The sequence below is a fragment of the Brenneria sp. L4-2C genome (assembly GCF_040240335.1).
GTDB lineage: Bacteria > Pseudomonadota > Gammaproteobacteria > Enterobacterales > Enterobacteriaceae > Brenneria.
In genome coordinates this window covers 43,589-56,849 of the sequence record NZ_JBEIAC010000017.1, presented here as the reverse complement: position 1 = coordinate 56,849, position 13,261 = coordinate 43,589, and the positions used below count along the sequence as shown (strand labels likewise).

9 protein-coding genes are annotated in these 13,261 nt (G+C 56.9%); 4 read left to right on the top strand and 5 right to left on the bottom strand.

Annotated features, from left to right (window positions below; all coding sequences use genetic code 11):
• Nucleotides 1-4: 4 nt before the first annotated feature.
• From ABRZ26_RS19535 to ydhT, 4 genes are all read left to right on the top strand, one after another.
• Nucleotides 5-697, top strand: a complete 693-nt coding sequence (locus ABRZ26_RS19535; protein WP_319605789.1) for a YdhW family putative oxidoreductase system protein — start codon at nt 5-7, stop codon at nt 695-697.
• 143 nt (nt 698-840) lie between these two features.
• Nucleotides 841-1,512, top strand: coding sequence for a 4Fe-4S dicluster domain-containing protein (locus ABRZ26_RS19530; RefSeq protein ID WP_319605788.1), 672 nt, complete (start codon nt 841-843; stop codon nt 1,510-1,512).
• Complete coding sequence (phsC, locus tag ABRZ26_RS19525; RefSeq protein ID WP_319605787.1) at nt 1,509-2,294, top strand: thiosulfate reductase cytochrome B subunit; 786 nt, start codon at nt 1,509-1,511, stop codon at nt 2,292-2,294. The genes ABRZ26_RS19530 and phsC overlap by 4 nt, the downstream gene beginning before the upstream one ends.
• Nucleotides 2,295-2,318: 24 nt before the next feature.
• Entirely contained in the window at nt 2,319-3,251 is a 933-nt protein-coding gene (ydhT, locus tag ABRZ26_RS19520; protein WP_319605786.1) for a protein YdhT, read from the top strand.
• Between the two features lie 81 nt (nt 3,252-3,332).
• On the opposite strand, the gene glgP is transcribed toward ydhT, so the two are convergent.
• The 5 genes from glgP to glgB all read right to left on the bottom strand — a co-directional run bounded on the left by glgP (nt 3,333) and on the right by glgB (nt 12,848).
• Nucleotides 3,333-5,780, bottom strand: a complete 2,448-nt coding sequence (gene glgP, locus ABRZ26_RS19515; protein WP_319605785.1) for a glycogen phosphorylase — start codon at nt 5,778-5,780, stop codon at nt 3,333-3,335.
• A 28-nt stretch (nt 5,781-5,808) separates the two neighbouring features.
• Entirely contained in the window at nt 5,809-7,242 is a 1,434-nt protein-coding gene (gene glgA / locus ABRZ26_RS19510; RefSeq protein ID WP_319605828.1) for a glycogen synthase GlgA, read from the bottom strand.
• Nucleotides 7,243-7,405: 163 nt separating this feature from the next.
• Nucleotides 7,406-8,686 (bottom strand): glucose-1-phosphate adenylyltransferase, encoded by a 1,281-nt coding sequence (glgC, locus tag ABRZ26_RS19505; RefSeq protein WP_319605784.1) that lies wholly within the window; start codon nt 8,684-8,686, stop codon nt 7,406-7,408.
• A gap of 13 nt (nt 8,687-8,699) precedes the next feature.
• Nucleotides 8,700-10,670 carry a glycogen debranching protein GlgX gene (glgX, locus tag ABRZ26_RS19500; RefSeq protein ID WP_319605783.1) on the bottom strand — a complete coding sequence of 657 codons (1,971 nt, stop codon included), beginning with the start codon at nt 10,668-10,670 and terminating at the stop codon, nt 8,700-8,702.
• Nucleotides 10,671-12,848, bottom strand: a complete 2,178-nt coding sequence (gene glgB, locus ABRZ26_RS19495) for a 1,4-alpha-glucan branching enzyme (protein ID WP_319605782.1) — start codon at nt 12,846-12,848, stop codon at nt 10,671-10,673.
• Nucleotides 12,849-13,261 lie beyond the last annotated feature (413 nt).

Below are 13,261 nucleotides of genomic sequence, written 5' to 3'. Positions count from 1 at the left end.
GATCATGACTACCACAACATCATTCACATCGGGGGCATCCGAGCCGGAAGAGCGACACGACGCGCCGCCGGATATGAGCAGAAGACGGTTATTGCTGCCGTTATCCCCGCGGCCTACGGCAACGGAGGACGACGATGCCGCGGCAAACGACGTTAGCGAACAGAAAGCGCCGTTTTTAGCCGTCGCGGATTATATCCGCCGCTGTTCGGCCGCAGGCGAATTGGTTGACAGACGGAGCCTTCAGACGGCCCCTTACTTACTGGATGAGGAAACCGTCGGCCTGCTGTTTGAACAGATTGGCGCCAGCGATAGCTGCGCGGACATTATCGCCATCGGCAACGATGAAACGCAGTATTACTACTCGGATCAAAGCATGAGTCACAACTATGCGCGGATTCTGGTTTTCACCCACGAGCAGGACATCTGTAAAACCATTGCGGACACCGTCCGCTTCGAGTGCCAAACCTATCCGCGGCCTTACAAGGTGCAAATGCTGCGATTTCCGCCCTACGCCTTCGATCAGGAAAAGATTGACGGCGCGCTCCGCTTTTTCGAGCAATCTGAGGAATTTGAGGATATCCGTCTCATCACGGCCTCCAACGGCGAGCCCTATTTGTTCAGTGAACGGTTCATGAGCCGCGGCAAGGCCTGGGGGCTATGTGAATGGATTGAAGTTGAACAGTATGAAAATCCTTAACCATTTTCCATCAACGCGCGACGGGAAAAAGACCGACATCGTGCAGTCGCGGCCCGGCGCATTGGAGAACCGATGAAAAAGCGAGTGTTGATACCGCGAATAAAACCGATTTTGAACGATTCATTTTCTGGGAGGCAGGGAAGATGACATGCTCACGCCGTAAATTTGTCCTCGGCATGGGATCGGTGATTTTTTTTAGCGCGCCGATCTTCTCCGCCTTCGGCGGAACCAATAAAAGCAAACCGGCGCGCTACGCCATGATCCACGACGAAGTGCGGTGTAACGGCTGCAATATTTGCACCGTGGCCTGCCATAAAGTGAACAAAGTCCCGGTCGGCGCGGCGCGTATGAGCATCGCCCATATTGCGATGACGCCGCCGGAGCAGGGAAATATTTATCACTTTTTCCGTCATTCCTGCCAACAGTGCGAAGATGCGCCCTGCATCTCCGTATGCCCGACCGGCGCATCTTACCGGGATGACGGCACCGGCATCGTACGGGTCGACAAAGCGAAATGCATCGGCTGTAGCTACTGCATTTCCGCCTGCCCGTATCAGGTGCGTTACCTTAATCCCACCACACGCGTCGCCGACAAGTGCGATTTCTGTCTGGAATCCCGGCTGAAAAAAGGCTTTCCGCCCATTTGCGTCAGCGCCTGCCCGCAGAGCGCGCTCATTTTTGGGCGCGAGGACAGCGACGTCGTGCAAACCTGGCTGAAAACGCATGAATATTATCAATACCAATTGCCTGATGTCGGTAAGCCGCATATTTATCGCCGCCCCGGCCCGCATGACGTCGAAAAGGTGAATGTATGAATATTATGCCGAACGCAGCGCTGTTTCAGGAACAGCTCTACCAATATGTTTATATCTATACGCCTGATTTCTGGCCGGTATGGCTGATTCTGGCCGGGGTGTTATTTGCGGGCATGCTGGGCGTGTTAACGCTGCACGGGCTGCTGCGTTACAAGCTCGCGCCACCTCACGCGCCGTCACATGAAGAAAAAGTGTATCTCTATTCACGGGCCATCCGCCTCTGGCACTGGAGCAACGCGTCGCTGTTTATTCTGCTGCTCGCCAGCGGGCTGCTCAACCACTTCGCCGTGGGCTCGGTGAAAGACACCATCATGCTGGTCGCCCTGCATGAGGTATGCGGCTATCTGTTATTAATCAGTTGGCTGGCGTTTGTCCTGATTAATGCCTTCGGCGACAACGGACATCATTATCTGATCGACCGTCATAGCTGGGGACGACGCGCTTTTTTACAGGTTCGCTTTTATCTGTACGGCATTATCAGAGGAGAAGATCACCCCTTCCCGGCCACGCCGCGCGCCAAGTTTAATCCGCTACAGCAGGTCGCTTACCTCGGCGTGATGTACGCGCTGCTGCCCGCATTGCTGATAACCGGCGTACTGTTAAGCAATCCGCTCTGGCTGCCGGCCGATTTTGTGCTGATCAAAGCCTGGCTGCTGCCGCTGCACCTGGCGCTGGCCGTCGCCGGTCTGTTTTTCCTGTGCGGGCATATTTATCTATGCACCACCGGCCGGACGCCGACCCAGACATTCCGCTGCATGATTGATGGTTACCATCGCCACTAAAGCGGCACGCAACGGCAGGCGAGAATGAAAAAAATCACCAAACAGCAGCTACATGCGCTACAGGTCAGTCCGCAAATTTATCGCTGGTTCCTGCGTCGCTTTCCGCAAGGCGCGGAATATCAGGATATTCACCATGCGCTGATGCATGACGGATATACCGAATGGCTGGAGAGTCTGGTGGAATACAGCTATGCGCTCGGCGCCGGTTCGCCCCGCTTTATGACGCAGGAACTCAGCGCCATACAGGCGATGGTTGAACAGTTGACGAACGGCAATAGCCGCGTTGTTCAGGTAAAACCCCGCCCCCATGCCGGAGAATGCGCGTCAGGCTCCCCCGGCGAAACGCGGTTGGCCGCGAGCGACCCGGCGCTGGATATCGGCTGCATTGGTTTGCACAGTAAAATCGCGTTATCCGGCCCCTATAATTTTATCGGCAATGCCGGCGAAAACAGCGGCATTGCCAGCGTGGGCCACGCCTGCCAACTCGTCAGCGCCGGTTTTGCCGCGAAGATCAGCAATACCGGTCAACACAGCCGCATTGGCAGCCTGGGCGGACGAACGCGTATCAGCAACAGCGGAAACTCCGTCAAAATCAGCAGCGCGGGACGCGGCTCGCACACGGCCAACAGCGGCATGCGCTGCTATATCGGCAGCGTAGGCGAATCGTCGAGCATCGCCAATGTGGGAGATATGTGCAAGCTCGGCGCGGCAGGCAGTGAAAGCCGCATCAGCAATGCGGGCGACAACGCGTCAATCACGGCCACCGGCGAGAATGCGGTGGTGACGTCATCGGGCAGCGTCAACACGTTGGTGCTGGGTAAAGGCGGCTGCGCCGCATTGACTTATCACGACGGCGAGCGCACCCGCTTTCTGGTGGTATATGAAGGGGAAAACGGCGTCGTCGCCGGGGTAAAATACCGGATTAACGCAGCATTCGAGCTGGAAGCGTGCGGGTAAATCAGCGTCTCCCCCTGACAAGGGGGAGGCTGGGAGGGGGCAGGAATGGCGGAGTGTTAAACTTTGCCGGCCAATCAACCGCTACAACCGTATCGGCTTGATATTCCAGATTTCCTCGGCATATTCGCCGATGGTGCGGTCGGAGGAGAAATAACCCATGCTGGCGATATTGTACGCGGTGCTGCGCGTCCATTCGTCCTCGTTACGGTAAAACTCATCCACCCGATCGTGCGTATCGACATAGCTGCGGTAGTCGGCCAGCAGCTGATAGTAGTCGCCGAAATTCACCAGTGAATCAAACAGATCGCTATAGCGCCGGCTGTCGTCCGGGCTGAAGACGCCGGTGGCGATCTGCGTCAGCACCCGGTGCAGTTCATCATCCTGATCGTAATATTCGCGCGGGTTGTAACCGTTTTGGCGCAGCGCTTCCACCTGATCGGCGGTATTACCGAAAATAAACATGTTTTCTTCGCCGATGTGCTCCAGCATTTCCACGTTCGCCCCGTCCAGGGTGCCGATGGTCAACGCGCCATTCAGCGCGAATTTCATATTGCTGGTGCCGGAGGCTTCCGTCCCCGCCAGCGAGATCTGCTCGGAAAGATCCGCCGCCGGAATGATGATCTGCGCCAGACTGACGCTATAGTTCGGGATAAAAACCACTTTCAGCCGATCGCGCACCGCCGGATCGTTGTTGATCACCTGCGCCACATCGTTGATCAGATTGATAATGTGCTTGGCCATATAGTAGGCCGATGCGGCCTTGCCGGCAAAAATCGCCACGCGCGGCACCCGATCAAGGGAAGGATCGTCCTTAATGCGGTTATACAGCGTGATGATGTGCAGCACATTGAGCAACTGACGTTTGTATTCGTGAATCCGCTTAATCTGCACGTCGAACAACGCTTCCGGGTTCACCACGATATTCAGGTTTTCCGCGATATAAATCGCCAGCCGCTTTTTATTCTCTAATTTGGCCTGACGGATGCGCTGCACAAACGCCGGATAGTCGATATGCTGCTTTAGCTCGTCAAGCTGGCTGAGATCGGTACGCCAGGTCTGGCCGATGGTATCGTCCAGCACTCTGGCGAGCGAAGGATTCGCCAGCGCCAGCCAGCGCCTCGGCGTCACGCCGTTGGTCTTGTTGCAAAAGCGGTTGGGAAACAAACGCGCGAAGTCGGCGAACAGCGATTGCACCATCAGGTCTGAATGCAGCTCCGATACCCCATTGACCTTATGGCTGGCGACGACCGCCAGCCAGGCCATGCGCACTCTGCGTCCGTTGGTCTCCTCAATGATGGAGACCCGCGCCAACAGATCGTTGTCGTCGGGGATCTCTTTTTGCACGAACGCCAGAAAATACTCGTTAATTTCGAAAATCAATTGCAGATGGCGCGGCAAAATTTTGCCCAGCATATCCACCGGCCAGGTTTCCAGCGCTTCCTGCATCAGAGTATGGTTGGTATAGGAAAAGACTTTGCTGACCACATCCCAGGCGGCCTGCCATTTGAACTTGTGCTCGTCAATCAACAGCCGCATCAATTCCGGGATCGCCAGTACCGGGTGGGTATCATTCAGGTGGATGGCAAACTTTTCCGCCAGATTATCGTAGGTTTTATGCATCAACCAGTGGCGGTTGAGGATGTCCTGCACCGTGGCGGAAACCAGGAAATACTCCTGCCGCAGTCGCAGTTCGCGCCCTGAATAGGTTGAATCGTCAGGATAAAGCACCCGCGACACGTTTTCCGAATGGTTTTTATCTTCCACCGCGGCGAAATAGTCGCCCTGATTGAATTTACCCAGATTGATTTCATTACTGGCCTGCGCGCTCCACAAGCGCAGCGTATTGGTTGCGTCAGTATCAAAACCGGGGATGATCTGATCATAGGCGCAGGCGATAACCTCTTCGGTTTCCAGCCAGCGGACTTTAGCGCCTTCCTGCTGAATACGGCCGCCAAAGCGCACTTTGTAGCGCGTGCTGTGTCGTGGGAACTCCCACGCGTTGCCGTATTCCAGCCAGTAATCCGGCGATTCGGCCTGCTGCCCGTTGACGATGTTCTGCTTGAACATGCCATACTCGTAGCGGATGCCGTAACCGCGCCCCGGCAACGCCATGGTAGCCAGCGAATCCAGAAAACAGGCCGCCAGCCGCCCCAGACCGCCGTTGCCCAACCCTGGATCGTTCTCTTCCTCAAGCAGATCTTCCAGCTCCAGCCCCATGCCGTCCAGCGCGGCTTGCAAATCCTCATACAGTCCCATCGCCAGTAATGCGTTCGATAACGTGCGCCCCAGCAGAAACTCCATCGAAAGGTAATAAACCTGACGGACATCCTGCGACAGTTGCGCCCGATTGGAACGCAGCCAGCGCTCGACCATACGATCGCGCACCGCCAGCAGCGTGGCGTTCAGCCAATCGTGCTTGGTGGCGATCGCCGGATCTTTGCCTATCGCGAACATCAGCTTGTAAGCGATAGAGTGTTTCAGCGCTTCCACACTGAGCGTTGGTGAAGTATACGTAAACGGCGTGTTCATAATATTCATCCCTCAGTGAGTAGTAGGGTTACCACAAGCGTTGATACAGCGCGCGATAAGCCTGCGCGGCGACCTGCCAACTAAAATCCATCGCCATGGCCTGACGCTGCACATAACGCCAGAGCGTCGGGCGCGCCCACAGCACAAATACCCGGCGAATCGCCCTGGATAGCGATCCCACGTTGCTATCGTTAAAGACGAAACCGCTCGCCAGACCGTCCGCCAGATTTTCCAGCGAACAATCCGCAACCGTGTCGGCCAGTCCGCCGGTGCGGCGCACCAGCGGCAGCGTGCCGTACTTCAGGCCGTAAAGCTGCGTTAAACCGCAGGGCTCGAACCGGCTCGGCACCATAATGACGTCCGCCCCGCCGATAATGCGGTGCGAGAAGGCTTCGTGATAGCCGATCTGCACCCCGACCTGACCGTGATACTTTGCCGCGGCGGCCAGAAATCCTTCCTGCAAGGCGGCATCCCCCGCCCCCAACACCACCAGTTGTCCGCCCTGATCCAGCAAATCAGGCACCGCGCTCAATGCGATATCCAGCCCTTTCTGGCTGGTGAGACGGCTGACGATGGCGAACACCGGCGCTTTTTCATCCGGTTTGAGTCCCATTGCCGTTTGCAGATGCCGTTTATTCTCCGCCTTGTTGAACAGCACATCCCGGTTGTAATGGCTGGTCAGCAACGAGTCATGCGCCGGATTCCAGATGGCGTCGTCAACGCCGTTGAGAATGCCGGACAGACGCCCTTCCTCTTCACGGGATTTTAATAACCCCTCCATGCCATAGCCGTATGCCGGCAACGTAATTTCATGCGCGTAGGTCGGACTGACCGTGGTCACATGATCGGCGTAATAGAGACCCGCCTTGAGATACGAAATCTGTCCGTAAAACTCCAGCCCGTAAACCTGAAAAAATTCGGGCGGCAATTGCAGCTCGGCCATATGTCGGGCGTCGAACAACCCCTGATAGGCTAAATTATGGACGGTAAATACCGATTTTGCCGGTCTGCCGCGAGCGGCCAGGTAGGCGCACGTCAAACCGGCATGCCAATCATGGGCATGCACCACGTCCGGCCGCCAGTAAGGATCCAGCCCGTCGGCCAGCTCGCAGCCCATCCACCCCAGCAGCGCAAAGCGTAAATAGTTGTCCGCATACGCATACTGCGCGGGATTGTGGTAGGGGCTGCCCGCTCGCTGATACAGCGCCGGCGCGTCGATCAGATAAATACCGACGCCGTTAAAATAGCCATACAGCAAAGTGACCTGTCCGGCGAACGTATCCCGTTCGCTCACGATTTGCGTATTGGTAATACCTTTCTTCAGATCGGGAAACGCAGGCAGCACAACCCGGACGTCCATGCCGGCTTGAATCTGCGCTGCGGGCAATGCCCCGGTAACATCCGCCAAACCGCCGGTCTTCAACAATGGAAATAACTCTGAACAAACGTGTAATACCCGCATCATTACTCCTGTAATTGTCCCAATCTCATGATCTCTTGTTACCCGTCATTCCCGTCCCTTACCTCGTCATTCCCGCGCAGGCGGGAATCTCAGCAACTCCGAGCCGCCGGCGAAAGCAGATCCCCGCCTACTGCCGCGGGGACGACGGGGTGTTAGGCGGGGATTACCCCGCTTCCAGCATCGCTCGCGTCACCAGTACGATCCCTTCTTCCGAGCGATAAAACCGACGGCTGTCTTCTTCCGCGTTTTCGCCGATAACGGTGCCGTCCGGGAGCTGACAGGCGCGATCGATGACGCAGCGGCGTAAACGGCAGGAGCGGCCGACGACGACGTCCGGCAGCAACACCGTCGAATCAATGCTGCAAAATGAATTGACCCGCACGCGGGGAAACAGCACCGAATGCGTCACCACCGAACCGGACACGATACAACCGCCCGAAACCAGCGAGTTCATGGTCATACCGTGGCTGCCGGAATGGTCCTGCACGAATTTGGCCGGCGGTAATGATTCAATCGCCGAGCGAATCGGCCAGCTGCGGTCATACATATCCAGCTCCGGCGTCACGGACGCTAAATCGAGATTCGCCTGCCAATAAGCCTCCAGCGTGCCGACGTCGCGCCAGTAAGGGCGATTGCTGTCGCCCGAGGTGACGCAGGAGAGGGTAAAGGGATGGGCCCAGGCGGCGCGTTGGGCGACGATTTTCGGGATCAGATCCTGACCGAAATCATGGTTGGATTCCGTCTCGCTGAGATCTTCTTCCAGCAGGCGATAGAGATAGTCGACATTGAAGACATAGATTCCCATGCTCGCCAGCGCTAATTCCGGGTTATCCGGCATCGGCATCGGCTGCGCCGGTTTTTCGCTGAAATCGAGGATGCGATGCTGCGCGTCGACGCTCATGACGCCGAACGCGCTGGCCTCTTTCAGCGGCACCGGCAGACAGGCGACGGTACACTCCGCCCCTTTTTCGACGTGGTCGATCAGCATGCGCGAATAATCCATCTTGTAGATGTGATCGCCCGCCAGAATCACCACATATTCCGCCCGGTAACGACGGATAATATCCAGATTCTGACACACCGCGTCGGCGGTGCCGCGATACCAGTGTTCGGCGGCGGCGTTACGCTGCTGCGCAGGCAGCAGGTCGATAAACTCATTCATTTCCACGTTCAGGAACGACCAGCCGCGCTGAATATGCTGCACCAGCGTGTGCGACTGATATTGCGTAATCACCCCGATACGGCGGATGCCGGAATTGAGGCAGTTGGACAGGGCGAAATCGATAATGCGAAACATCCCGCCGAAATGAACGGCGGGCTTGGCGCGCAAAGCCGTCAGATCTTTTAAACGGGTTCCCCGGCCTCCCGCCAGAATGAGCGCCACAGACTTCAGCGGTAATTGTCTTGCCAGCATCAGGGGATCGTTTTTGTCGTTACTCACCATGGCTCACTCCTTCTTATTTTGTAAGGATACAGACTGCCGGTGCATGCCCTTGCCATACCCCATCGTTAATGCGGTACGCGTTTCCATCGAACGGAGGCGAGACTTTCCACGGCCCTGGCGGCAAAATGAAGTCCTCCTGGCGTTCGCTGGCGTTGATCAGCAATAACCAACGTTCCGAAAGCAAAATTTGTAACAGGGGAGCGCCCTGCTCCCACTGTTGCGCGGTCAGCGGCCGCCCGGTTGCATCCAGCCATTGCACGGCGCCGTCGCCTTCCCGCCACCATCCTTCCTGTTGCAGCGCCGGTATCGCGCGGCGCAGGCGGATCAACCCGGCGGTAAAGCGGATCAGATCCTCGTCGACGTCATCCCAGCGCAGCCAGGTCAGTTCGTTATCCTGGCAATACGCGTTATTGTTGCCCTGCTGGCTGTTCCCCCGTTCATCCCCCGCCAGCAGCATGGGCGTCCCCTGTGAGAGCAACAGCGTCGTCAGCAATGAGCGCTGGCTATTCTGACGCCGCCGTTGCGTCTCCTCGTCGGCATCCAGCCCCTCCGTGCCGTGGTTATTGCTGAAATTGTTGTCGGCGCCGTCGCGGTTATCCTCGCCGTTGGCGTCATTGTGTTTATGGTTGAAGCTGACCAGATCGCGCAGGGTGAAACCGTCATGAGCGGTCAGTTTGTTCACCGAGGCGTAAGGCAGGCGATCGTGATGCTGGAAGATATCGCTGGAGGCGGCGAAACGACGGGCGAAAACGCCGGGCGCAACATCGCCATGCAGCCAGAAGCGGCGCATGTCGTCGCGATAGCGGTCGCTCCATTCGGCGAAGGGCGGCGGGAAGCCCCCCAGTTGATAGCCGCCGTCGCCCAGATCCCAGGGTTCGGCAATCAGTTTGCAGCCCTCAAGCCGACGGTCGTTTTTCATCGCCGTCAGCAGCGGCGCCGCGGCGTTGAATGCCGGCGTGCGCCCCAGCACCGTCGCCAAATCGAAACGGAAACCGTCGACGCGACAGGTTTCGCGCCAGAAAACCAGACAGTCCGTCACCCAGTCGACCAGCGCCGGGTGGTTAAGGCGCAGGACGTTGCCGCAGCCCGTCCAGTTATGGTATTCGCCGCGTTCGCCCAGCCAGTAGTAGCTGCGGTTATCGATGCCGCGCAGCGACAGGGTCGGCCCCGCCGCGTCCAGCTCGGCGCTGTGGTTAAACACCACGTCGAGAATGACCTCGATACCGGCCTGATGCAGCGCTTTAACCGCATCGCGGAATTCGTTCAGCGCATCCTCGCCGGCGGCCAGACCGTTATCCACCGCGAACGGCAGCAGCACGTTATAGCCCCAGTAATTACGCAGCCCCATGCGCTGTAGCCGCGGTTCGTCGGCGTGCTGCTGGACCGGCAGCAGTTCCAGCGCGGTGACGCCGAGCGTTTGCAGATAATCGATAATCGCCGGGTGGCCCAGCGCGGCATAGCTGCCGCGGATTGCCGGCGGAATGGCGGGGTGCAGTTGCGTCAGCCCGCGCACGTGGGCTTCATAAATCACGCTCCGGCTCCACGGCGTCTGCGGAAAAGCATCGTCCTGCCAGTCGTAATCTTCATCGACGACCACGCACTTGGGCATCACCGCCGCGCTATCGCGCTCGTCGCGCTCGTCGACGCCGCCTTGCAGGCATTCATCGTCCGCCACCCAGCCGTCCAACCGACGGGCGCACGGGTCAAGCAACAGCTTATGCGGGTTAAAACGTAAGCCTTGCGCCGGGTCGAAAGGCCCGTCGACCCGAAAGCCGTAGCGCAAACCCGGTTTGGCGCCGGGTAGATAGCCGTGCCAGATATCGCCGCTGCGCGCGGTTAACTCCAGCCGCCGCTCCTGCTGATGCGCATCGAACAGGCAGAGCTCCACCCGCTGCGCCTGTGCCGAAAACAGCGCGAAATTAACGCCTGCGCCATCAAAGCGCGCTCCCAGAGGGGTTGGACCGCCCGTTTGCAATACCGTCATTCATGCCTCTCTCACCAGATACAACGTTGCCAGGGGAGGAATGGTCAGCGCCAGCGACTGCGGCCGCTGATGACTACCGATCTCTTCGCTGTGAACCGCGCCTTCATTACCCAGATTGCCGCCGTGGTAGTAATGGGAGTCGGTATTTAAAATTTCCCGCCAGCGGCCGGGCTGATTAATACCGATGCGGTAGCCGTAGCGCGGAACGGGGGTAAAGTTACTGACCACCAGAATTTCATTGCCCTGCTCGTCGCGCCGCACAAAGGCAAACACCGAGTTTTCCCGATCGTCCGCCACCAGCCACTCAAACCCCTGCGGCTGGAAATCCAATTGATACAGCGGCGGCTGCCGGCGATAGCAATGATTGAGGTCGCGCACCAGGCGCTGCACGCCGCGATGCCAGCCCTCCGGCTCGTCCAGCAAATGCCAGTCCAGACTGGCGTCGTAATTCCATTCACGTCCCTGGGCGAATTCGCAGCCCATAAACAGCAGTTTTTTACCGGGATAGGCCCACATAAAGCCGTAGTAAGCCCGCAGATTGGCGAATTTCTGCCAGGCGTCGCCGGGCATCCGGTCGAGCAGGGAGCGTTTGCCATGGACGACTTCATCGTGGGAAAGCGGCAGGACGAAATTTTCGCTGTAGGCGTACAGCAGGCCGAACGTCAGCCGATCGTGGTGATATTTGCGGTGAATCGGGTCAAGCTGCATATACGACAGCGTGTCATGCATCCAGCCCATGTTCCATTTGTAATGAAATCCCAATCCGTTGCAGTCGGGAGGGAGGGTCACGCCCGGATAGTCGGTCGATTCTTCCGCCACGGTAATGACGCCCGGCGCGGCGTGGCCCAGCGTCTGGTTGGTATAGCGCAGGAACGCGATCGCCTCAAGATTCTCTCTGCCGCCGTAGTGATTCGGCACCCATTGCCCCTCGAGGCGGCTGTAATCGCGGTAAATCATCGAGGCGACGGCGTCGACCCGCAGACCGTCGATGCCGTAGTGTTCCATCCAGAACAGGGCGTTGCCCGCCAGATAGTTACGCACCTCATGGCGGCCATAGTTATAGATCAGGGTATTCCAGTCCTGATGAAACCCCTCGCGGGGATCGGCGTATTCATACAGCGCCGTACCGTCGAACTGCGCCAGACCATATTCATCGCCGGGGAAATGCCCCGGCACCCAGTCCAGCAGCACGTTGATGCCCGCCTCATGAAAGGCGTCGATAAATTTTCTGAAATCCTGCGGCGTGCCGAAGCGGCGCGTCGGCGCATACAGACCGAGCGGCTGGTAGCCCCAACTGCCGTCAAACGGGTGTTCGTTGATGGGCATCAGTTCAATGTGCGTGAACCCCATCTCCTTGATATAGGCGATGAGCTGTTCCGCCAGTTCCTGATAGCTAAGCCAGAAATTGTTATCCGCATGTCTGCGCCAGGAACCGAGATGCACTTCATAAATCGAGATCGGCGCCTGCAAGCCATTGGCCTGGCGACGCGCTTCATCGATCGGCGCTTTCTCCGGCAAGACGGTAATCAACGAGGCGGTATCCGGGCGCATCTGCGCTTCAAAAGCGTAAGGGTCGGCTTTCAGACGGACATGGCCATGACGGTCGATGATTTCATATTTATACAACTCCCCCTGCCCCACGCCGGGCAGAAACAGCTCCCAGATACCGTTTTCCTTGCGCAAACGCATCGGGTGGCGGCGGCCGTCCCAGAAATTGAACTGACCGACGACGGAAACCCGCCGCGCATTCGGCGCCCAGACGGCAAAGCGCGTACCCGCCACGCCGTCCAGCGTTTCCACATGCGCGCCCAGGCGTTCATAAGGGCGTAAATGCGTCCCTTCCGCCAGTAACCAGATATCCAGATCCTGCAACAGCGGCCCGAAGCGATAAGGATCTTCAATCAGGTACGTTTCCTGCTGCCAGGTCACAGCCAATTGATAGTGAAAAGCATTTTTTCTGCGCGGCAAGACGCCGCAAAAAAAACCGCGTTCATCATAACGTTGCAATTGCGCCACTTTGCAACCGCGACGGGTTTCCACCACCCAAACGTCCTGGGCATCAGGCAATAATGCGCGCACCTCGATTCCCTGTGAGGTTTTATGCATCCCCAATAGCGAAAAGGGATCGGCATAATGCCCGGCAATAAGTGAATTAATCGCATCAGAAAACTCCAGCATGGTATTCATCCTCTGATTAACCATTTGAATTAAATAAATATGTTACAGAAACAAGCCATTATGATGCGGTTATATCCCCCCTGATGGCATTTTGAATAAAATCAAATAAAAACAATGAATTAAAAATAATAAGCAATAAAAATGCTCATAATAAAATAATTCGCAGAGTGAAATAATTCACTCATCAATGATTACCTATTTAGCTTAGCCAAATAACCAGAGAATATCTGAGACGATGCCTAATTTTTCTGTTTATATTTATACAAATAAGTTATGTCCGCGGACATTTAGCATGAATTGCACAGGATTAATTCGTCTCAGAGAGGCGCCAGATATACTAAAAATCATTAATCAGCAAATACTATTCCAACTAAATGATAAAGATAATAAAAAATACGTCCGCCGGAGCGAAG

Coding starts and splice junctions, on each gene's coding strand:
- glgB (WP_319605782.1), bottom strand. CDS start 12,848: ATGCTGGAGTTTTCTGATGCGATTAATTCACTTATTGCCGGGCATTAT.
- glgX (WP_319605783.1), bottom strand. CDS start 10,670: ATGACGGTATTGCAAACGGGCGGTCCAACCCCTCTGGGAGCGCGCTTT.
- glgP (WP_319605785.1), bottom strand. CDS start 5,780: ATGAACACGCCGTTTACGTATACTTCACCAACGCTCAGTGTGGAAGCG.
- ABRZ26_RS19535 (WP_319605789.1), top strand. CDS start 5: ATGACTACCACAACATCATTCACATCGGGGGCATCCGAGCCGGAAGAG.
- phsC (WP_319605787.1), top strand. CDS start 1,509: ATGAATATTATGCCGAACGCAGCGCTGTTTCAGGAACAGCTCTACCAA.
- ABRZ26_RS19530 (WP_319605788.1), top strand. CDS start 841: ATGACATGCTCACGCCGTAAATTTGTCCTCGGCATGGGATCGGTGATT.
- glgA (WP_319605828.1), bottom strand. CDS start 7,242: ATGCGGGTATTACACGTTTGTTCAGAGTTATTTCCATTGTTGAAGACC.
- ydhT (WP_319605786.1), top strand. CDS start 2,319: ATGAAAAAAATCACCAAACAGCAGCTACATGCGCTACAGGTCAGTCCG.
- glgC (WP_319605784.1), bottom strand. CDS start 8,686: ATGGTGAGTAACGACAAAAACGATCCCCTGATGCTGGCAAGACAATTA.